The organism is Streptomyces sp. NBC_00637, from assembly GCF_045161545.1.
GTDB lineage: Bacteria > Actinomycetota > Actinomycetes > Streptomycetales > Streptomycetaceae > Streptomyces.
The window spans coordinates 3415208-3436802 of the sequence record NZ_CP109046.1; the positions used below are offsets into that span (position 1 = coordinate 3415208).

Annotated in this window: 22 protein-coding genes; 19 read left to right on the forward strand and 3 right to left on the reverse strand. The window is 70.4% G+C overall.

The annotated features are described in order from the left end of the window. Positions 1-133 precede the first annotated feature (133 nt). The 4 genes from OG440_RS14710 to OG440_RS14725 all read left to right on the forward strand — a co-directional run bounded on the left by OG440_RS14710 (position 134) and on the right by OG440_RS14725 (position 2210). Positions 134-547 carry a hypothetical protein gene (locus tag OG440_RS14710; RefSeq protein WP_406007280.1) on the forward strand — a complete coding sequence of 138 codons (414 nt, stop codon included), beginning with the start codon at positions 134-136 and terminating at the stop codon, positions 545-547. 149 nt (positions 548-696) lie between these two features. Next, complete coding sequence (locus OG440_RS14715) at positions 697-1299, forward strand: phage tail protein (protein ID WP_406007281.1); 603 nt, start codon at positions 697-699, stop codon at positions 1297-1299. A 147-nt stretch (positions 1300-1446) separates the two neighbouring features. Further along, positions 1447-1737: a hypothetical protein gene (locus tag OG440_RS14720; protein WP_406007282.1), complete on the forward strand. Its 291-nt coding sequence runs from the start codon at positions 1447-1449 to the stop codon at positions 1735-1737. Positions 1738-1853: 116 nt separating this feature from the next. Continuing rightward, positions 1854-2210, forward strand: coding sequence for a hypothetical protein (locus tag OG440_RS14725; RefSeq protein WP_406007283.1), 357 nt, complete (start codon positions 1854-1856; stop codon positions 2208-2210). Between the two features lie 48 nt (positions 2211-2258). On the opposite strand, the gene OG440_RS14730 is transcribed toward OG440_RS14725, so the two are convergent. Next, positions 2259-3122 carry a hypothetical protein gene (locus OG440_RS14730; protein ID WP_406007284.1) on the reverse strand — a complete coding sequence of 288 codons (864 nt, stop codon included), beginning with the start codon at positions 3120-3122 and terminating at the stop codon, positions 2259-2261. Between the two features lie 384 nt (positions 3123-3506). On the opposite strand from OG440_RS14730, the gene OG440_RS14735 reads away from it, so the two are divergent. Continuing rightward, the gene (locus OG440_RS14735; RefSeq protein WP_406007285.1) at positions 3507-3716 is read left to right on the forward strand and encodes a hypothetical protein; all 210 of its coding nucleotides are present in this window, start codon (positions 3507-3509) and stop codon (positions 3714-3716) included. A gap of 71 nt (positions 3717-3787) precedes the next feature. Here the strand turns inward: OG440_RS14735 and OG440_RS14740 are convergent, their stop codons facing one another. Then, positions 3788-4465: a hypothetical protein gene (locus tag OG440_RS14740; protein WP_406007286.1), complete on the reverse strand. Its 678-nt coding sequence runs from the start codon at positions 4463-4465 to the stop codon at positions 3788-3790. A gap of 27 nt (positions 4466-4492) precedes the next feature. Between OG440_RS14740 and OG440_RS14745 the strand changes: the two genes are divergently transcribed. From OG440_RS14745 to OG440_RS14810, 14 genes are all read left to right on the forward strand, one after another. Beyond that, complete coding sequence (locus OG440_RS14745; RefSeq protein WP_406007287.1) at positions 4493-5182, forward strand: hypothetical protein; 690 nt, start codon at positions 4493-4495, stop codon at positions 5180-5182. 10 nt (positions 5183-5192) lie between these two features. Then, positions 5193-6386 (forward strand): phage tail protein, encoded by a 1194-nt coding sequence (locus OG440_RS14750; protein WP_406007288.1) that lies wholly within the window; start codon positions 5193-5195, stop codon positions 6384-6386. Continuing rightward, complete coding sequence (locus OG440_RS14755) at positions 6383-7669, forward strand: tape-measure protein (protein ID WP_406007289.1); 1287 nt, start codon at positions 6383-6385, stop codon at positions 7667-7669. Before OG440_RS14750 ends, OG440_RS14755 begins: the two co-directional genes overlap by 4 nt. A gap of 19 nt (positions 7670-7688) precedes the next feature. Continuing rightward, positions 7689-8609, forward strand: a complete 921-nt coding sequence (locus OG440_RS14760) for a phage distal tail protein (RefSeq protein WP_406007290.1) — start codon at positions 7689-7691, stop codon at positions 8607-8609. A 4-nt stretch (positions 8610-8613) separates the two neighbouring features. Then, entirely contained in the window at positions 8614-9930 is a 1317-nt protein-coding gene (locus OG440_RS14765) for a hypothetical protein (protein ID WP_406007291.1), read from the forward strand. A 73-nt stretch (positions 9931-10003) separates the two neighbouring features. Then, positions 10004-11218, forward strand: a complete 1215-nt coding sequence (locus OG440_RS14770) for a hypothetical protein (RefSeq protein ID WP_406007292.1) — start codon at positions 10004-10006, stop codon at positions 11216-11218. Positions 11219-11257: 39 nt separating this feature from the next. Further along, the gene (locus OG440_RS14775) at positions 11258-12445 is read left to right on the forward strand and encodes a hypothetical protein (RefSeq protein ID WP_406007293.1); all 1188 of its coding nucleotides are present in this window, start codon (positions 11258-11260) and stop codon (positions 12443-12445) included. 79 nt (positions 12446-12524) lie between these two features. Continuing rightward, positions 12525-13547, forward strand: a complete 1023-nt coding sequence (locus OG440_RS14780; protein WP_406007294.1) for a hypothetical protein — start codon at positions 12525-12527, stop codon at positions 13545-13547. 37 nt (positions 13548-13584) lie between these two features. Further along, positions 13585-14730: a hypothetical protein gene (locus tag OG440_RS14785; protein WP_406007295.1), complete on the forward strand. Its 1146-nt coding sequence runs from the start codon at positions 13585-13587 to the stop codon at positions 14728-14730. Continuing rightward, positions 14730-15470 (forward strand): hypothetical protein, encoded by a 741-nt coding sequence (locus tag OG440_RS14790; RefSeq protein WP_406007296.1) that lies wholly within the window; start codon positions 14730-14732, stop codon positions 15468-15470. The genes OG440_RS14785 and OG440_RS14790 overlap by 1 nt, the downstream gene beginning before the upstream one ends. A 29-nt stretch (positions 15471-15499) precedes the next feature. Continuing rightward, the gene (locus OG440_RS14795) at positions 15500-16012 is read left to right on the forward strand and encodes an ATP-binding protein (protein WP_406007297.1); all 513 of its coding nucleotides are present in this window, start codon (positions 15500-15502) and stop codon (positions 16010-16012) included. Positions 16013-16116: 104 nt separating this feature from the next. Then, entirely contained in the window at positions 16117-17004 is an 888-nt protein-coding gene (locus OG440_RS14800; RefSeq protein ID WP_406007298.1) for a peptidoglycan-binding protein, read from the forward strand. Positions 17005-17019: 15 nt separating this feature from the next. Further along, complete coding sequence (locus OG440_RS14805; protein WP_406007299.1) at positions 17020-17298, forward strand: hypothetical protein; 279 nt, start codon at positions 17020-17022, stop codon at positions 17296-17298. Further along, positions 17295-17561 (forward strand): hypothetical protein, encoded by a 267-nt coding sequence (locus tag OG440_RS14810; protein WP_406007300.1) that lies wholly within the window; start codon positions 17295-17297, stop codon positions 17559-17561. The genes OG440_RS14805 and OG440_RS14810 overlap by 4 nt, the downstream gene beginning before the upstream one ends. Positions 17562-17652: 91 nt before the next feature. Here OG440_RS14810 and OG440_RS14815 read toward each other — a convergent pair whose 3' ends face one another. Further along, positions 17653-21552, reverse strand: coding sequence for a DNA-directed RNA polymerase subunit beta' (locus tag OG440_RS14815; RefSeq protein ID WP_406007301.1), 3900 nt, complete (start codon positions 21550-21552; stop codon positions 17653-17655). Positions 21553-21595: the final 43 nt, after the last annotated feature.

Genomic DNA, 21595 nt, shown 5'->3' on the forward strand with positions numbered 1-21595 from the left:
GCTGTGACCGCGAGCCCCCAGCGGGCCGCACCCGCCGCCGTACGCCGGGCCGAGGCGCCGCGCGCCTCCCCCTCCCCGCCCCCGCGCGGCGCCCGCCCGGCGACTTCCCCTTCTTCCGGCGAGGTGACCCGGCATGACCACACCCACCCCACCGAGCGCCTTCCCCGACGTCGAGGCCCTGGTCGTCGACATCCTGGAGGCCGACTCGGCGCTCTCCACGGCGCTCGTCGCCGTCGAACCGCCCGCGAACTTCGACGGCACGACCGCCGCCGTCCTCGTCAACCGGCGCGGCGGCGCGTGGATCGGCGAACTGCACGTCGACCAGCCGCTGATCGAGCTGGAGGTGTACGGCCCCACCAAGCAGGCCGCACACGTCCTGGCCAACTCCGCCCGCCGCGCGCTGATGGCCGCGGCCGGGAATCGGTACGGCACGAACCTCATCACCGAGGTGGAGGAGCAGGACGGCCCGCGCTGGCTGCCCGACTACCTCTACCGCGCGGCCAACCGCTACGTGACCGTGCTCAAGGTGTACCTGGACGTCTACTGACAGGCCCGCACGGGCGACCCGCGCGTACACCGCGCGCCCCACAGACCGAAGGCCCCGCCCTCGCATCCGCGAGACGGCGGGGCCTTCGCCGTACCCGGAACGGCCGGGAACGGCACCCCGCAGCACCCCTTCCACAAGGAGACCCACCCATGGCAGGAACCAACTCCTCCGAGATCCGCATCGCCGGCGTCGGCCGCCTCTACGTCGGCGCCGCCGACACCAAGGTTCCGACGACGTTCTCCACCGACCCGTCCACCGACTGGGCCACGGGCTGGAAGAACCTCGGCTTCACCACCGGCGACGGCGTCACCTTCAGCAAGAAGGACAAGCTGGAGCCGGTCGACGTCTGGCAGGCCGTCAGCCCGGTGCACTTCGTGTACTCGGACCGCGACCTGACCCTGAAGTTCTCGCTGATGCAGTTCAACGAGGACACGCTGCCGCTCTTCATGGGTGGCGGCGCGGTGGAGGCCGTCACCGGCTCCACAGGCGTCTACAAGTACGAGATCGCCGACCGTCCGTACGCCGACGTGCGCGCCCTCGGCCTGGAGTTCACCGACGTCCGCGCCAGTGACGGCACCGCGGTGACCTACCGCTTCGGCATCCCGCGCGGCCAGGTCACGGCGGCGGACGACATCAAGCTGGCCCGCAAGGCGCCGGCCCAGCTCGGCATCACCTACACGGCGATGGCCGCCGCCGACGGTTCGGCGCTGGCCAGCTTCGTGATGAAGGACGCCGCGTACGCAGCGTCCTGACCCACCGGGGCGGGGCAGGCCGCCGCCCACGACGGCTTCCCGCCGCGAGGGCTCCGCGCCCGCCCCGCCCCGGAACCCGTTCCTCTTCCTCTCCCTCTTCGTCTTCCTTTCCCGGCACGCTTCACGACCCAAGGAGCACCCATCGCCATGGCCCGTTTCGACGTCAACGCCGCCCGCGCCCAGCGCCTCGAAGCCCTCGGCCGCACCTGGTCGTTCGAGCTCGACGACGAGAGCTACACCCTGCCCACGGAGCTGACCCGCGCCACCGCGAAGGCACTGCGCGAGCTCGACGACAACGACGTGGACGGGCTGCTCGGACTGCTCATGGGCAAGGAACAGTTCGCCCGCTTCGAGCGCCACGAGATCACCATGCAGGACATCGCCGCCATCCTGGAGGCCTACGGCAAGGAGACCGGGCTCGGCCTGGGGGAAGGCTGAGCCTCGTCGGGTTCGTCGACGAACACGCCGAGGCACTCGAAGCGGACCTGCTCCGCTATTACGGGATCGACCTGCTCGACTGGCACCGTGAGCGCCTCTCCGCGCGGCGGCTCGCGGTGCTCGTCAAGCAGTTGCCGCGCGACAGCGCGCTCAACCGGGAACTGCACGGCGAGGCCGCCGAGTGGTCGGTGACCGACCATCTGCTGGCCGCCGCCGTGGACCATCTGGCGGCCGCCAACTGGATGTTCGCCTGCGTCAACTCGGAGGAGGGCGACCAGCCGGACGCCCCGGCTCCGGTGCCGCGGCCGAGCTACACGGCGGAGGAGTCGGACGGGGACGCGGGCTCTGTCGGCGGGTCCGGGGCGCAGGCCCCACCGGGTGTCCGGCAGCCGGGCGACCGGCCCGGAGGCCAGGCCGACGACCCCGCCGACGCGACACCGTCCGCCGTCCAACTGGCACGGTTCTTCGCCTGACCGGCAGGGCGGCCCACCGCTCCCCCGCGTGGGAGCGGCCGCCCGGGCTCAGCCGGCGCCCGGTGTGCCGGGTTCTTCGTTCCGGCGCCGGCCGGCCCGGCCCTCCAGGTCCTCGGCGAGGGCCCGGGCCTTGTCGGAGAGGCGGCGGCGCTTCTCCGCGCGGGCGGCGGCCCGTTCCGGCGCTTCCTGCGCGGTCCGCTCCACCGGCTCCGGCCGCCGTCCCTTGTCCCGGCCGGCCCCCGCCTCGCCCGACCGGGCCAGCGGGGGCACGCTGGGTCGCCCGTTGCGCCGGACGACGGGCCGCCGTTTCGACGTCGTGGACGGCTCCGACCCCGACGCCGACCGCTTCTCGCGCCCCTCACGCACCTCGCGCGCGGAGAGCAGGATCCCGCCCGCGGAACCTGCCGGGGCACCTGCGCCGCCCTGCTCCCGGTCCGGTGTCTCCTGGACAACGTTGGCTTCGGCCGCCGGTCCCGATGTGGAGGCGGGGGCGGGCACCGGCGTCCCGTCCGCCACGGACCGTTCCCGTTCGCCGCGCGCCTCCACTCTCGTCATCTCCGAGGGAGGTCGCAGGAGGTGGACGTACGGCAGCTGGATCAGCTCTCCGCCCGGCTCACCGCGCTCGCTCTCGGGCCGGCGGGCCCGGCGCGGGCGGCGGCCGGTGCGGGCGTCCTCCTGGCCCTGGAGGTAGGCGGCGGTGATCCGTTCCTCGTACGCGAGCCGGATGGTGGGGAGCTGCTCGGCGACCACGTCGGCCCAGCCCGCGCTGTAGGCGGCGAGCTCGCGTCGGTCGAGTTCGGCGCGGGGAAGGACGACGAGCTCGTCCGGGTCGTAGCCCAGGCGCAGAACGAGCTCGGACACGCGGGCGATGAGATGGGGCAGATCGGGGGCCTGTTCCAGCCAATCGATCACATGATCATTCCGCGCGTCACTCGCGTCACCGTCCACCCCGCTGGCCCTGCCCTCATCCCCTGCCCCATCGCGCCCCCCGCGTGAGGACGGCCGCCCGTCACCGTGCCTCCGTCGTCTGGCGGCCCCTCAGTTCGCTTACGGCGCGCCGTTGTTCACCGCTTTCCTGCCGACGTGAGAACGGCCGGATCCTACTCCACGAACCTGGCACGACTTTCGGCGCACCCTGCATCACCGCAGGTCCGGACCGCGAACCACGGAGGGTTCTCGGCAAACACGGAACGGCACCACAGGACTACTCGTACACTAGTTCGAACAGGCGCTTCGAACACCCCAGGAGCGTCATCTGCACCACAGCCCAGCGGACAGACCGGAAAGCAGGCCGACATGGTGACTGGCACGACCAACTCCCCGAAGCAGCCGATCGACACCTACACCCGCCTCGCCCACCTCCTGCACACCACAGCTCCCGACCGCGAGGCCGTGCTCGACCGGGTGTACGAGGAACTGCTCGCCCGGGAGTCGCGTGCCTACGCGGCGGGCTGGTCGGACGCGCTGACGGAGGCGGGGCGGGGGCGCGGCGGACACCGCTCGTAGCCCGCAGCCCGCGTCACCCAGACCCACGTCGCTCCGCTCGCCGGGTCCCGCACGAGGCCCGGCCCGTGCGGTCAGACGTTCTTCATCCAGCGCGAGAACCCTCGGAGGACGGCTCGCCTGCTCCATCGCAGGCCGAAGTGGAACCGGAGCTGGGGCAACACCTTGCCCTGATGGAGCCCCTGCCGTGTCCAGAACGAGTAGTGGACGTCATCGGGATCCCCGAAGAACTGCCAGAAGGTGCGTGAGGCGTCGTACCGGCCGATGAACCGCGCCATCTCTTCGGCCTGAGTCATCCTGTCCAGCCAGAAGATCACGAGCGTCGGGCCCTCGTACCCGGCGTTCCACTCACCGACCGCACGCACCGCCGGCAACGGCCGTCCATACCAGGGCGTGTCCCCGACGCCGAGTCGTTCCTCCACCTTGCTGGCGGGGCCGTGATCCTCGAAGAGCCCCCGCCCCATGTTCGGCCTGACCGCCCAGTCACCGATCCACTCGGACAGCGAGCTCCGCTCCAGCCGGGTCCGGATCACCTCGGTGCCGGCGTCCGACCGATCCGGCTGCCCCGACTCCTCCGGTTCCTTGGGTTCACCGTAGAGGAATACATCCACGCCTTGCCCCGGATGAAAATGATCGGCAATCCGCAGCGCTCTTTCCGCGTACCAGGCGATGGAACATTTTTTACCCGGCTCGAAATACCAATTCCAACTGGTCGGGACGGCAAGCACAACGCGCACATCATCGGAAGGCATGCGGGAACGCTAGCACAGGAGGCAATCATGGGACGAGATCTCAAAGAAGTCGACGAGGCTCTAAAAGATCTCAAGACCGACACCGAAACCAGCATCTCCGGGATAAGGACCACCCTCGGGACGCACACTACCGATATCGCCGGGATAAACACAAAGCTCGGCAAACAAGTCACGGACATCACCAAGCTCCAGCAGTCCTACAAGGGGCTCCGGACGACCCACAGCGGCATGTCCACGTCCCTCGCCTGGATGAGCAACTCCATCGCCGCACACACGAACGGTCTCACCGGTCTCGCCGCCAGCCTCACTCTCCTGACCGTCGGGCTCTCAATCTTCAAGGTCGACGAAAAGGGCATCACGATCCTCGGCGCGACCCGGGAATTCCCCTGGAAGAAGAAGATCGACGAACTACAGAAAAAAATCGAATCACAGACCCAGAAGACCGACCGCGAGAAGAAGGAAAAGCGCGACAAGCTCATCGACGACAACTATCACCACATCGACAACCTCAAGGAGACCGAGCAGACGGTTCAGAAGCTCAAGCAGCGGATCGATGCCGCCCGCCAGGCCGCGGACGATGAGCGCAGGCGGATGACCTCGAATCCCAGGATGCGGACCGATGCAGGAATCGACGTGGCGAGGCCCGTCGTCCGCGGTGTCGCCAGCGACGTGAGGGTTCTACGGAGCGCGCTCCTGGAACTCACCGCGGCTTTCTAAGGAGTCATACATGTCGTTGTCCTCAGCGGCAAGCCGGGCCGCAAACTCACTCCAGCAGCTCAAGTCCCAGGCCTCCGGGGTCGCGACGGCGACCCAAAGTCTCAGTCGTGCGGCGCAGAGCGGCAAGGGCGATATCGGCAGGCTCCGCTCCGCCTCACAGGAGACGGTCAAGCAGCTGAAGAACCTCAAAACCGCCTCCGACCAGGCCGAGACATCGCTCGGAAAGGCCGGGAAAACCGGGTCGAGCGCCGGCACGAATCTCGGTAAGTACGAGTCCGGGGCGGGCAAGGCGGCCAAGGGCCAGGACAAGATGAACAAGTCGATGAAGGGAAACTTCTTCGGCATGCTCATGGACCTGCTCGCCCCCCTCATCGAGAAGGTCGTCGAGATGGCGACCAAGTCGAAGACGATGCAGAAGGTCCTCAAGACCGCCTTCGATGTCATCAAGTCCGTGATCAGCACCGTCATGAAGGCCATCGGGCCGATCATGAAGAACGCGGCCAAGCTGATCAAGTCGGTCTGGACCGGCATCAAGACGGCGATCTCGGCGGTCGTGAAGGCCGTCGCGACGGTGATCAAGACCTACGTGGCCATCTGGAAGAAGGTCATCACCACCGCGCTGAACGCGATCAAGACGGTCGTGTCCGGCGTCTGGAAGGGGATCAAGGCCGTCATCTCGCCGGTCGTCAGCTGGGTCAAGTCCGCGATCCCGAACGCCTTCAAGGCCGTCAAGGACAAGCTGTCCAGCATCTGGGGCGGCCTGAAGGGCATCGCGAGCCGAGCCTTCGACGGCATCAAGAGCGCGGTGAAGGGACCGATCAACGCGGTCATCGGCATCATCAACCGCGCGATCGGCGCCCTCAACGGCATCAAGGTGTCGATCCCGGGCTGGGTCCCGGGCGTCGGCGGCAAGACCTTCGGCGTCAGCCTGCCGAGGATCCCGATGCTGGCCACCGGCGGTGTCGTCATGCCCCGCTCCGGCGGTGTCCCCGCGATCCTCGCCGAGGCGGGTGAGGCGGAGGCCGTCCTGCCGCTGAGCAAGCTCGACCGGCTGCTGAAGCGAGCCGCCGCCCAGGGTTCGGCGTACGCGGGCGTGGCCGGGGCCGGCGGCGCGCTGCACATCGAGCACTACTACGCGGCCGAGAGCAGCAGTCCGCAGCGGACCGCCGACGCCCTGATGTTCCTGGCGAAGGCACGCGGATGAGTGCCGCCGCGCTGTCCGGGGGAGGCGGAACGGCCGACCTGTTCGCCGGAGTGACGCCGGCCCTCCGTGCCTTCCGGTCCCAGCTGGGACAGAGCACCACCGCGATGCGTTCCCTGGTCGGCAGGATCAAGGGCGCGGCCACCGCCGTCGACGGCGTTCGTTCAGCCTTCTCCCGGAGCGCCACCGCCGTACGCCGGCTCAAGGCGGGCGCCGACGCCGCGAGTCTCTCCGTCGCCAGGACCGGCCAGACCGCGACCGCCGCCGCCTCCGGCATCAAGTCGGCCGGCACCCGTGCCAAGGGCGCCGGTAAGTCACTCGGCGCCGTCAGGTCCGCCCTCGGCGGGGTCTTCGCGATCGTCGGCGCGCTCATCGAGGCCTCCGGCGTGCTCGGCGACCTCATGGGCGCCTTCGGCACCGCCATGACCATCGGCTCCGGTGTGATGATCATCATCAACGCCCTCACCCGCGCCAACCCCATCGGGTTCGTCACCGGCCTGCTCCTGCCGGTCGCCGGCTGGCTGCTGGACCTGGCGCTGAACTCCGAGACCGGACAACGGCTGATGGAGCAGCTCGCCACCCTCGTGCTGAAGTACGTCGAGGGCTATCTGGCCGTCATGGCGCCGCTGCTCAAGGCCATCGCGAGCGCGGTGAACACGTACGTCACCGGGTACCTGGCCGTCATCACCACCGCGCTCACGGTCATCGGCACGCTCCTCGGTACCGGCTTCGCCGTGCTCAGGGCGCTCACCACCGGCGACACCCGCGCGCTCAGCGGCAAGGTGTCGTCGATCTGGCGGGGGTTCAAGGACGCGGTGAAGCCGGCGCTGGACTGGATCACCAAGGACATCCCCCGGATGTTCACCCGGATCAAGGAGGCCACCTCCCACACCCTGGGCGCGATGGGGCAGTTCGTGACCACCGGCGCGCAGACCGTCGCCGGTGTGCTCAAGGGGCCGATCACCGGGCTCATCGCCTTCGCCAACTGGGTCGTCGACGGGCTCAACTCCCTGAGCTTCTCGATCCTCGGCAAGAAGTTCGGCATCCACCTGGACAAGATCCCGATGCTCGCCGAGGGCGGTGTCGCCGTCCCGGGCGCGTCCCGCCAGGCGGGCCGGGTGCTGCCGCTGACCGCTCTGGGCCGGCAGCGCGCGCTCGCGCGAAGCCACCGGACGGCGCACCAACTCCCTTACCGAGTAAAGGAGTTCCACGAGAGCGCGGGTACGGGCGCCCGCGGCACCGCGGAAGACCTGCTCTTCCTCGCCTCCGCCCACGCCTGCACATGAGAGTGAGGTGACGGCCCCCATGGCCGACATGACGACAACCGCATACACCGACGACGTGGCCCCCGGCTCACTCATCACCCGCGACGGGCAGATGCAGTGGGCCGGACTGCTGATGGGCCCCGGCACGCCGTACGAGATCGACCGCGGCGGCCTCAGCGGCTGGGAGGACCTGCCGGAGTACGACTCCTCCGACGCCGACCACCCCACCGCCCACGGCGCCTGGCCGGGCGCCCGCTACGCCAAGCCGCGCAAGGTCGGCGGCACGGTGTGGACCGTCCCGGCGCAGGACGACACCGCCTCCTCGCTCACCGCCACCCGCACCCTTCGCCAGGCCCTGCTGCTCGGCGACGCGGAACGCTGGCTGGCGGTGCGGCTGCACGGCGAGACGCTGGCCGTACGGGCCCGGGTCAGCCAGCGGGTCCTGGCCGCCGACCGGACGTACACCACGCAGGGCGTCTCCCGGGCGTCCGTGCAGTGGTACGCCACCGACCCGCGCCGCTACTCGGTCACCGAGCAGACGGCCGTCACCGGCGCCCCGCAGCCGGAGAGCGGTCTGACCTGGCCGCTGACCTGGCCGCTGTACTGGGGACAGGCGGCCTCCACCGGAGACGTCAACGCCGACAACGGCGGATCGGCGCCCACCCACCCGGTGATCACCTTCACCGGCCCGTGCGCCAACCCGACGGTGACCGACCGGACGTCGGCGCAGCGGCTGCGCTACGAGATCGCGCTGGCCTCGGGCGACGAGCTCGTCGTCGACACCGCCGCCGGCACGGTGACGCTCAACGGCACGGCCTCCCGCCGGCACACCGCGGCCGCCGACAGCAGCCCCGAGGAACTGTTCGCCTTCGCCCCCGGCCGCGCCCAGCTGGCCTTCCGACCCGACACCTACGGCAGCGGCGCCCAGATGACGGTGCGCTGGCGAGAAGCGGAGTGGTGACCCCATGACCGTACGAGCCGCCTGGCTCACGGAGACCGGCCAGACCCGGGAGGACACCCGGGTCACCCTGTCGGGACTCCTCACCCCGAACGCCCTGGTCACGGAGAACATCCCGCTCAAGGCCCGCGGCGGTGTCGTCCCCGGCGGCCTCGCGCTCACCGGCGCCGCCGGGGGCATGACGTTCACCATCGGCACCGGCCGCGCCTTCGTGCAGGGCGGCCGGACCGGCCAGGGCACCTACCCCGTGGCGGTGACCGAACCCGAGAGCCTGACGATCGACGACGGCGACCCCACGCACCAGCGGATCGACCTGGTCGAACTCGTCGTCCAGGACAGCGCCTACGACGGCACCGCGGACACCGTGGCACGCGTCCGCCTGGTCAAGGGCACCCCCGCGGCCGCGCCGCAGCAGCCGGTCGGGCCCGACGGCAGCACCCTGCCGCTCTACCGGATCCTGGTGCCCGCCGGGGCGTCGGCCGGCTCCGGCGGACTGGCCTGGGACACCGCCGTCACCAATCTGCGCTACGCCACGGTCGCCCTGGGCGGCATCGTCCCCGCCGCCGGCTTCAGCGGCGCGTACGCCGGCCAGTACCGGGACAACGCGGGCGTCCTCGAGCGCTGGGACGGCACCGCCTGGGTCGCGTACCCCAAGGGCGTCGGCGGCATCCCGCCCGCCGGCACCCTCACCGCCGGCAGTTACGCCGGCCAGTACCAGGAGGACCCCACCGGTCCGCTCCAGCGCTGGAACGGCTCGGCGTGGGTGGCGTACCCGAAGTCCGTCGGCGGCATCGCCCCCTCGGGCACCGTCGCCACCGGCGGCTACCCCGGCCAGTACCGCGAGGACTCCGCCGGTCTCCTCCAGCGCTGGAACGGCTCGGCCTGGATCTACGCGGAGGGCCGCACGACCCTGCTGCTCAGCGTCTCGCAGTCCAGCGAGCAGTCCGTCGTCCACAACACGTGGACGCAGATGATCCTGCAGACCACCGATGTGGACGACGCGGCCGGCTGGTCGGGATCCACCACCTACACGGTGCCGAGGGCCGGCTGGTGGCGGGTGTCGGGGTCCGTCACCTGGCTCCTGCAACCCTCCGTGGGATCGCGCGGCGCGCGGATCTACCTCAACGGCAACGGCGTCGCGCGCGCCACCTGGCTGGTCGGCGCCGGCCCCGGCGCGACCTCGGTCGGCGGCACCGCCCTGATCCGGTGCGCCGTGGGCGACAAGCTCGCCCTCTACGGGCTGCAGAACTCCGGCCAGACCATCAACACCCTCGGCGGCTCCGGCTACTACACCAACTTCACCGCCGAATGGGTCAGGTCCTGACGCGTCCTGACGGACCCTCACCACCTCCGCGCATCACCGGAGTTCGCCTCCGCAGACCACAGGAGACCAGCAGATGAACCTGCGCAGCTCATGGGTGGCCGAGACCGGCCAGACCCGCGAGGACACCCGCCTGACCCAGCTGGGCGCGACCACCCCGGCCAACCCGCTGGACGTCCGCTCCGGCATCCTGCCCGGCTCCTACGACGGCCAGTACCGCCTCTCGGGCTTCTGGATGGAGGGCGGCGCGGGCACCATGACCGCCACCGTCCACGAGGGCCGGGCCGTCGTCCAGGCCGACAGCAACCAGGGCGCCTACCCGGTGACACTGGCCGAGCCGGTCACCCTCACCTTCGCCGACGGCGACGCCTCCTTCGGCCGCATCGACGTCGTCGTCCTGCGCGTCTACGACGACCTGTACGACGACTCCGGCTTCACCAAGGCCGCCGTGGAGATCGTCCGGGGCACCCCGTCGGCCACCCCGGTGGTGCCCGCGCTCCCGGAGATCGCGCTGCCGGTCTACCAGGTCGCCGTCCGGGCCGGCATCAGCGCCGGCAAGGGCGGCGTCAACTGGAGCACCGACGTCACCGACCTGCGCACGCCCACCGTCGCGGTCGGCGGCATCCTGCCCGTCTACGGCGACACCGGCAACGGCGCCTACCCGGGCCAGTACCGCGACTCCGGGGGCGCGCTCCAGCGCTGGGACGGCTCCGCCTGGGTGTCCTACCCCAGCGCCCTGGGCGGCATCGCCCCCTCCGGCACGGTCGCGACGGCCAGTTACACCGGTCAGTACCGCGACAGCCCCGCCGGGCTCCAGCGCTGGAACGGCACCGCCTGGGTGACGTACCAGCCGGTCCCGACCTGGACGAACTACACGCCGGTCTGGCGCTGCGAGAACGGCGCCGCGCCCGTGCTCGGCAACGGCACGCTGGCCGGGGCGTACGTGAAGACGGGCACCGTCGTCACCTTCCGGATCTATCTCAAGATCGGTTCGACGACCAACCTGAGCGCCCAGGACGCCAACGGCGACTGGACCTTCTCGCTGCCGGCCGCGCCGGTCTCCACCGCCTGGAAGCTGGACGGACGCGTACTGAACGCGGAGGCCTTCGACGACTCCGCCGTCCTGCTGTACCAGGGCAGCGGGCTCCTCGCGGTGGCCAACGGCGGTGTCGTCCGCTCGCTGCGCGACACGCTCAAGACCAGCACCGCCGTGTGGGACAAGTCGGCCCCGTTCACCTGGGCCGTCAACGACGTCCTCTCCCTCCACGGCACCTACGAGTCGGCCTCCTAGCCGGCCTCCTGGTCGGCCTTCCGAAGAAGGGAACCACCCATGGCCGTACGTTCCGCCTGGCTGTCGCCCGACGGCCAGACCCGGGAGGACACCCGGGTCACCCAGGTCGGGGCCGTCACCCCGGTCACCGACATCAAGGCACGCTCGGGTGTCCTGCCCGGCTCCGAGAACGGCCTGTACCGGGTCACCGGACTCTGGCTGAACGGCACCGTAGGCGGCATGACCGCCACCGTCGGGGTGGGCCGGGCCGTCGTCCAGACGTCCGTCGCCCGCGGCGCCTACCCGGTCGCCGTCACCGAACCGGTCCCGCTCACCTTCGACGCCGGCGACCCCCAGTTCGGCCGCGTCGACCTCGTCGTGCTGCGGATCTACGACGACGACTACGACGGCTCCGGCCGCACCGAGGCCGCCGTCGAGATCGTCAAGGGCACCGCGGCCGCCTCCCCGGTCGCCCCCGCCGCCCCGGACGCCTCCCTCGTCCTGTTCACCGTCGCCGTCGCCAAGAACGCCGCCGCCGGCAGCGGCGGCATCGACTGGGACAACGCCCGCGTCGACCTGCGCCCCACCACGGTCCCGCTCGGCGGCATCCTGCCGACCCGCTCCGACGACACCGCGCCCGGCGGCTATCCCGGCCACTACCGGGACGTGGGCGACACACTCCAGCGCTGGAGCGCGACGGCCTGGGTGCCCTACCCCAAGGGCGTCGGCGGGCTCGTCCCGGCCGGGGTGCTGACCACCGGCGGCTATGTCGGCCAGTACCGCGACTCCTCGCTCGGGCAGCTCCAGCGCTGGAACGGCAGCGTCTGGCAGCCGGCCGTCCCTGGGCCCGCCTTCGCGCAGTCGCTGGACGCCGGGACCACCGCCTCGACGACGTACACGGCCGCCCTGGCCTCCACCGCCGTCACGGCGCTCACGCTCAACTTCACCGCCCCGCCGTCCGGTTCCGTGCTCATCGGCCTGGGCGCCCGGATGTCCTCGGGCGGCGAGACCGCGCAGGCGCACATGTCACCGCAGGTCACGCTGGGCTCGACGGTGATCTGGGCGGCGGACGACGAGCGGGCGGCCTCCGGCTCGGGCGCCGTGTCCAAGTCGACGTCGACCCAGCTGCGCCTGAACTCCCTCACCGCCGGCGCGACCTACACCGTCACCGCGATGCACCGGTCCAGCAACGCGAGCTTCACCTGCGCCTTCGACACCATCTACCTGCGCGTCGACCCGATCGCCTGAACCGCCCCGATCGACCGAACCGACCCGCTCGGTTGAACCACCGCCCCGCTCCCGCCCGTTCTTCCGAAAGGAGTCGACCATGCCCGTGCGCTCCGGATGGCTGTCCCCCGACGACCAGTCCCGTGACGACACCCGCCTCGTCCCGCTCGGCGCCCTGACCCCCACCTCGCCCGTCGCCACCCGCTCCGGTGTCCTGCCGGGCTCCGCCGACGGCGTCTACCGCATCTCCGGCTTCACACTCACCGGCACCGCGAACAGCATGTCCGGCACGGTCAGTCCCGGCCGCGCCGTGCTTCAGAGCACCGACGCCAGGGGCGCCTACCCGGTCGCCCTCACCGAGTACCTGCCGGTGACGTTCGCGGACGGCGACGCCCAGTACAACCGGGTCGACCTGCTCGTCCTGCGGATCTACGACGACGCCTACGACGGCTCGGGCCGCACCGAGGCCGTCGTCGAGATCGTCCCGGGCACCCCGGCCGCCGCCCCGGCGGTACCGGCGGCGCCCGGCCTGTCCCTGCCGCTGTACGAGGTCGCCGTGCCGTCCAAGGCCAGCGCGGGCACCGGCGGCATCGCCTGGGCCACGGCGCTGGTCGGCCGCCGCACCGCCACGGTCGGCGTGGGCGGCATCCTCCCGGTGACCACCGACAGCTCCAACGGCGCCTACCCGGGCCAGTACCGGGACCTGAACGGTGTGATCCAGCGCTGGTCCGGCACCGCCTGGGCCGACTACCAGCCGCCACTCGTCGTGGAGACGACCACCACCGGGGTCACCGCCCAGGGCAGCTGGTCGCTGTCGTGGTTCGGCGCCCGCCGCACGCGCGGTGTGTGCTCGTTCACCGTCGGGCTCACCCGCCTCACCAGCGCCCTCACCGCGACGGCGGCCGGCACCACCAACCCGGGAAACCTCGCCGACGAGCTGGTCTGCACCCTCCCGGCCGGCTGGCGTCCGGTCGTCGAGACCTACGCGTCCGCGAGCGACGGCTACGCCGACGGCGCCGTCCGGATCGCCGCCGACGGCTCGGTCCAGCTGATCAGCTGGTCGACCAGCGGCGTCATCGCGGTCGGCAACGTCGTGCGCTTCTCCGCCTGCTTCGTGCTGTGAGCGCCGACCCGTACCGGCCCTGGGAGCTGACCGCCGTATGACCACGACCACCACCCCCTACCGCGCGATCTTCTGCGATCTGCGCACCGACGACACGATCGACATCCTGCCCCTGCGGGACGTCACCGTCGACGACTACATCGGCAAGGCCGGGTCCCTGTCCGGCACCGTCCCCGTCCCCAACGCGGAGATGGCCGCCCGCGTCCGCCGCATCGAGGAGGGCCGCACCGCGGTCTACCTCCAGCGCGGCAACGACCTGTGGTGGGGCGGCATCATCTGGACGTCCACCCTGCAGAGCGACGACCGGGGCGTGCTCACCCTCGGCATCCAGGCGGCCACCTTCGAGTCGTACGCCGGCCGCCGCCGCATCCGCCAGGACCTCACCTTCTCCGGGACCGAGGACCAGCTGGAGGTGGCGCGACGGCTGTGGCGGCACCTCCAGACCGGCGAACTCGTCGACGACGGCACGCCGCCCGCCCCGACCGGCGGCGACATCGGCGTCACCTACGGCGACGAGCTCTCCCGGGTGACGCGCTCCGCGTCGTACCGCGACGGCGACGAGACCGTCTACCTGGAGGCGATCGACGCCCTGGCCGCCCTGGAGAACGGCTTCGAGCACTACATCGCCGTCTACCGCGACCCGGTGACCGGCACCCGGGTCCGCCGGCTGCGGCTGGGCAGCCCGAAGATCACCACCGGCAGCACCGACCTGGTGATGGACCGGCCCGGCACGATCCTGTCGTACACCTTCCCGCGCGACGCCACCCGCGGCGGGACCACCGCCCGGGCCCGCGGCGCCACGGACAACACCAACCAGGCCGTCGAGTCCCGGCCGCTGTTCGCCGACGCCGACATCCCCGACGGCGCGGCCCTGATCAAGGTCGGCTATCCCCGCATCGACCTCGCCTCGGACCATAACGACATCGCGAGCACGACGATCCTGCGCTCCCTGGCCAACGCCGAACTCGCCGAGGGCACCGGCGCCGTGGTCATCCCCGAGATCAGCGTCCGTCTCGACGACCTGGTGCCGTCCGCGCTGCTGGGCCGCACCGTCCGGCTGCGGATCACCGACGAGTGGTGGACCGAGGGCCTGGACGCCCGCTACCGGATCGTCGGCGTCAAGGTCAGCCCGGCCCAGCGCGGCCGCCCCGACACCGCCGAGCTCTACCTGGAGGAGGCCTGATGCCCCAGCTCCCCGAAGACATCATCGACCGGCTCACCCAGATGGAACGCCGCATCCAGCAGCTGTCCACCGCCGTCAACACCCGCCCCGCCCTCAACACGATCACCGGCGGCGAGGTGGAGATCAAGGACGGCACCCTGAAGGTCACCGACGGCGGCACCCTCCTGGTCCAGCGCCCCGGCAGCACCGACACCATGTTCCGGGTCGGCTCCTGGAAGGACGCCGAGTACGGCCTGGAGATCCACCGCCAGACCGGCAGCCTCGCCATGACCCTGTTCAACGGGGACGGCAACGCCAACTCGCTCCAGCCGCTGCGGATCTACGACAACGGCAACCGGGAGATCTTCTCCGACGACGTCAACAGCGGCGGCCTGGCCCGGCCCTGGCTGGCCATGCTGCCCCCGCAGGACTCGGCGACGGCCCGCTGGCCCCAGACCACCTCCACGGCCTGGACGACGATCGCGATGTCGTACAACCCGGTCTGGCAGCCGAAGATGCGGCTGCGGCTGAGCACCGCCGCCAGTTCCGGCGCGGCCGGCCAGGTCCGGGTGCTGGTGAACAGCGCCCAGTGGGGTCCCGCGGTCGCCGCGGGCACCGAGTTCGACTACACGGACCTGATCAGCACCACCTTCTCCACCGTGTACACGACCACGGTCCGGGTGGAGATCCAGGCCGTCGTGACCAGCGCCTCCGGCACCGTCTACGCCAACCCGGTCCTCATGCACGGCCGCCAGAGCTGACCCCGACACCACAGGAAGGCAACGCGCCCATGGACATCGACCCCACCCTGCCCTGGGGCCTCGCGATCGACTACGCGGGCCGGGCCACCCTCACCGAGAGCGGCCACACGGTGTACGTCAACGTCTCCGACACCAGCCTCAGCTCGGTCATCGGCCCGGACTCGATCAGCGGGACCTATTCGCCGGTCAACATCACCGCCCAGTTCACCGAGACCGGCGCGGGCGGCGCGGTCCTGCGCGGCACCGGCCGCATCACGATCATGCCGGTCGGCGCGGACCCGGTCGTCCCCGATCCGACGGCCGTCGGGCAAGCGGTCGCCGCGGCCCTGACCGACTTCGCGGCCAACGCGGCGGCCTACGTCGCCCTGTGCGCCCGGTGGCAGCAGGACGACGGAAACGGCGACGGCACCACCCCGGACCCGGATCCGGACCCGCAACCCGACCCGGAGACCGACGCAGAACCCGTCCCGGAGACCGAGTCGACCCCGCAGACCGGGTCCGCCGGGACCGAGACCGGGACCGGCCCCGACACCACGGTCTGAGCCGGACCCCGAACCCCCCGCAAGCACCACCCCCGCCACCCCGAGCCGCTCCCCCGCCGGCCGGGGTTCTCTCATGCCCGAAAACTCCCCAGGGAGGCATCACCATGGCCAATCCCCTCTCCGCCGACGCCCTCGTGTCCGCGCTGCGGGCCGAGGGCGTCACCGTCGTCGAGCACTCCGGCTGGCGCACGAACAACCGCAACCAGAAGGGCAGTTGGGGCCCGGTCAACGGAGTGGTCGTGCACCACACGGTCACCTCCGGCACCAGCGACAGCGTGAGCCTGTGCTTCGACGGCCACTCCGCCCTGCCCGGCCCGCTCTGCCACGGCGTGATCGCCAAGGACGGCACGGTCCACCTCGTCGGCAACGGCCGCGCCAACCACGCGGGCAGCGGCGACGGCGACGTCCTGAGGGCCGTCATCGCCGAGAAACCCCTCCCCGCCCCGAACGAGAACGACACGGACGGCAACGTCCACTTCTACGGCTTCGAGTGCGTCAACCTCGGCGACGGCAAGGACCCCTGGCCGGCCGTCCAGCTGGAGGCCATGGTCCGCGCCTCGGCCGCGCTCTGCCGGGCGCACGGCTGGTCCGCCGCCTCCGTGATCGGCCACAAGGAGTGGACCAGCACGAAGGTCGACCCGCGCGGCTTCACCATGGCCGACTTCCGCGCCAGGGTGGCGACCCGGCTCGGCAAGACACCCACCCCGAGCACCGGCACCGGCACCGGCACCGGCAAGCCGCAGTACCAGCCCTTCCCCGGCGCCGCGTGGTTCCGCAAGCACCCGAAGTCGGCGATCGTCACCGCGCTGGGCAAGCGCCTGGTCGCCGTCGGCTGCTCGGCCTACGCCTCCGGACCCGGCCCGCAGTGGACCGACGCCGACCGTCTGTCCTACGCCAAGTGGCAGCGCAAGCTCGGCTACACCGGCTCCGCCGCCGACGGCTGGCCGGGCGCCACCTCCTGGGCAGCGCTGAAGGTCCCGTACAGCTCCTGAGAAACGAGGCTCCCGATGTCAGAGGCCGCCAAGCGCACCCTCCGTACCGTTCTCCAGACCGCTGTCGGCCTGTGCGTCCTGCTGCCGACGGTCGTCGACGCCGTCGGCATCCCCGGCACCCTGCCCTGGGTCGCCGCGGCACTCACCGCCGCCGCCGGCCTCACCAGGGTCATGTCCCTGCCCGCCGTACAGGCGCTGCTGCCCGGCTGGCTGCGGACCGACACTCCCGTGAACGGCGATGCCCGACTGCTGTCCCTCGTCGACCGCGAGGGCCCGGAAGGGAAGGACGCGTGAACGAACCCCACCCGTTCTCCGACCCCACGTCCGTCGCCGTCGAGCTGGAACGCCTGCGGGGCACGGTCGAAGCCGGCTTCGCCCGCGTCGACGGCGCGCTCGCCCTGCTGGTCCAGCGCAGCGACCAGACCGACCGGCAGATCGCCGACCACGAGCAGCGCCTCGACGCCCTGGAACGCTCCCGCTGGCCACTCGCCAGCATCGGCGCCCTGGCCGCCCTGGCGACGGTCGCCGTCACCGCCTGGGAACTGACCGGCCGCTAGCACCCGCCCCGGCCGGATCCCCGGACACGCCGAAGGGCGGCCACCCCGCACGCAACGGGGTGACCGCCCTTCGGTACTTCAGACGTACGCCTTACTGGTTGTACGGACCGTAGTCGTAGTCCTCCAGCGGAACGGCCTGGCCGGAGCCCGTGCCGAACGGCGAGTAGTCGATGTCGTCGTAGCCGACGGCCGAGTACATCGCGGCCTTGGCCTCCTCGGTCGGCTCGACCCGGATGTTGCGGTAGCGGGACAGACCCGTACCGGCCGGGATGAGCTTACCGATGATGACGTTCTCCTTGAGGCCGATCAGGGAGTCGGACTTGGCGTTGATCGCCGCGTCCGTCAGCACCCTGGTCGTCTCCTGGAAGGACGCCGCCGACAGCCAGGACTCCGTGGCCAGCGAGGCCTTGGTGATACCCATGAGCTGCGGACGACCGGAGGCCGGGTGACCGCCCTCCTGCACCACACGACGGTTCTCGACCTCGAACTTCGAGCGCTCGACGAGCTCGCCGGGCAGCAGCTCGGCGTCGCCGGACTCGATGATCGTCACCCGGCGCAGCATCTGCCGGATGATGATCTCGATGTGCTTGTCGTGGATCGACACACCCTGCGAGTTGTAGACCTTCTGGACCTCGCCGACCAGGTGGACCTGGACGGCACGCTGACCCAGGATGCGCAGCACGTCGTGCGGGTTGGTGGCACCCACGGTGAGCTTCTGGCCCACCTCGACGTGCTCGCCCTCGCTGACCAGAAGACGGGCGCGCTTCGAGATCGGGAACGCCGTCTCGTCGCTGCCGTCGTCCGGCGTGATGACGATCTTCTTGGTCTTCTCGGTCTCCTCGATCCGCACGCGGCCCTGGGCCTCGGAGATCGGGGCGACACCCTTCGGGGTACGGGCCTCGAAGAGCTCGACGACACGCGGCAGACCCTGGGTGATGTCGTCACCGGCCACACCACCGGTGTGGAAGGTACGCATCGTCAGCTGGGTACCGGGCTCACCGATGGACTGGGCGGCGATGATGCCGACCGCCTCACCGATGTCGACCAGCTTGCCGGTGGCCAGCGAACGGCCGTAGCACATGGCGCAGGTGCCGACCTGGGACTCGCAGGTCAGGATCGAACGGGTCTTGACCTCCTCGACACCGTGGCGCACCAGCTGGTCGATGAGCACGTCGCCCAGGTCCACGTTGGCCGGCGCGATCACCTTGCCGTCGATGACGACGTCCTCGGCGAGCATGCGGGCGTAGACGCTGGTCTCGACGTCCTCGGCCTTGCGCAGCACGCCGGCCTCGTCGTGCGACGCGATCCGCAGCTTCAGACCGCGCTCGGTGCCGCAGTCCTCCTCGCGGATGATGACGTCCTGCGAGACGTCCACCAGACGACGGGTCAGGTAACCCGAGTCGGCGGTACGCAGGGCGGTGTCGGCCAGACCCTTACGGGCACCGTGCGTCGAGATGAAGTACTCGAGGACGGACAGGCCCTCACGGAACGAGGCCTTGATCGGACGCGGGATGGTCTCGTTCTTCGCGTTCGACACCAGACCACGCATACCGGCGATCTGCCGCATCTGCATCATGTTTCCTCGGGCACCCGAGTCAACCATCATGAAGATGGGGTTCGTCTTGGGGAAGTTCGCGTTCATCGCCTCGGCGACCTCGTTGGTCGCCTTGGTCCAGATCGCGATGAGCTCCTGCGTGCGCTCTTCCTTGGTGATCAGACCGCGCTCGTACTGCTTCTGGACCTTCTCGTCCAGCTCCTCGTAGCCCTTGACGATGGCCTTCTTGGCCTCGGGCACGACGACGTCGGAGATGGCCACGGTGACACCGGAGCGGGTGCCCCAGTAGAAGCCGGCCGCCTTCAGGTTGTCGAGCGTCGCCGCCACGATGACCTTGGGGTAGCGCTCCGCGAGGTCGTTGACGATCTCGCCGAGCTGCTTCTTGCCCACCGAGTAGTCGACGAACGGGTAGTCCTCGGGCAGCAGCTCGTTGAAGAGCGCGCGGCCCAGGGTCGTCCGCAGGCGGAAGGTGTCACCCTGCTGCCACTCCGGCTCGCCCTCTTCGCGGGCCGGCGGGGTCCAGCCGCGCGGCGGGATGGTGCCCACCGGGAAGCGGATGTCGATCGCCGACTGCAGCGCGAGCTCGCCGGCGTCGAACGCCATGGTCGCCTCGGCCGTGGAGCCGAACGCGCGGCCCTCGCCCTTGGTGTCACGCAGCTCGCCGTCGGTGGTGAGGAAGAACAGACCGAGGACCATGTCCTGGGTCGGCATCGTCACCGGACGGCCGTCGGCGGGCTTGAGGATGTTGTTCGAGGACAGCATCAGGATGCGGGCCTCGGCCTGCGCCTCCGCGGAGAGCGGCAGGTGCACGGCCATCTGGTCACCGTCGAAGTCCGCGTTGAACGCGGTGCAGACGAGCGGGTGGATCTGGATGGCCTTGCCCTCGACCAGCTGCGGCTCGAAGGCCTGGATGCCGAGGCGGTGCAGGGTGGGCGCGCGGTTCAGCAGAACCGGGTGCTCGGCGATGACCTCTTCGAGGACGTCGTACACGACCGTGCGGCCGCGCTCCACCATGCGCTTCGCGCTCTTGATGTTCTGCGCGTGGTTCAGGTCGACCAGGCGCTTCATCACGAACGGCTTGAAGAGCTCCAGCGCCATCGCCTTCGGCAGACCGCACTGGTGCAGCTTCAGCTGCGGACCCACGACGATCACGGAACGCGCGGAGTAGTCCACACGCTTGCCGAGCAGGTTCTGACGGAATCGACCCTGCTTGCCCTTCAGCATGTCGCTGAGGGACTTGAGCGGGCGGTTACCGGGACCGGTGACCGGGCGACCACGACGACCGTTGTCGAAGAGGGCGTCGACGGCCTCCTGGAGCATGCGCTTCTCGTTGTTCACGATGATCTCGGGCGCACCGAGGTCGAGAAGGCGCTTCAGGCGGTTGTTCCGGTTGATCACACGGCGGTACAGGTCGTTCAGGTCGGAGGTCGCGAAGCGGCCACCGTCCAGCTGCACCATCGGGCGAAGGTCCGGCGGGATGACCGGCACGCAGTCCAGCACCATGCCCTTGGGGCTGTTGCTGGTCTGCAGGAACGCGGAGACGACCTTGAGGCGCTTGAGCGCACGGGTCTTCTTCTGGCCCTTGCCGGTACGGATGATCTCGCGGAGGCGCTCGGCCTCCTCGTCGAGGTCGAAGGACTCCAGGCGCTTCTGCAGCGCCGCGGCACCCATCGAACCGTCGAAGTACGTGCCGAAGCGGTCACGCAGCTCGCGGTAGAGCAGCTCGTCGCCCTCGAGGTCCTGGACCTTGAGGTTCTTGAAGCGGGCCCACACCTCGTCGAGACGGTCGATCTCGCGCTGGGCGCGGTCGCGCAGCTGCTTCATCTCGCGCTCGGCGCCTTCGCGCACCTTGCGGCGCACGTCGGCCTTGGCGCCCTCGGCCTCGAGCTCGGCCAGGTCGGTCTCGAGCTTCTTGGCGCGGGCCTCGAGGTCGGAGTCGCGACGGTTCTCGATCTGCTGACGCTCGACGGAGACGTGCGCCTCCAGCGAGGGCAGGTCACGCGTACGGCGCTCGTCGTCGACGTACGTGATCATGTACGCCGCGAAGTAGATGACCTTCTCGAGGTCCTTGGGAGCCAGGTCGAGCAGGTAGCCCAGACGGCTCGGGACACCCTTGAAGTACCAGATGTGCGTGACGGGGGCGGCCAGTTCGATGTGGCCCATCCGCTCACGACGCACCTTGGCGCGGGTCACCTCGACGCCGCAGCGCTCACAGATGATGCCCTTGAAGCGGACACGCTTGTACTTGCCGCAGTAGCACTCCCAGTCCCGGGTCGGACCGAAGATCTTCTCGCAGAAGAGTCCGTCCTTTTCGGGCTTGAGCGTGCGGTAGTTGATCGTCTCGGGCTTCTTGACCTCGCCGTGGCTCCACTGACGGATGTCGTCAGCGGTAGCCAGACCGATCCGGAGCTCGTCGAAGAAGTTGACGTCGAGCACTATGCGTCAATCCCTCTCAGGGTTGTAAGTCTTGGGGTCTGAT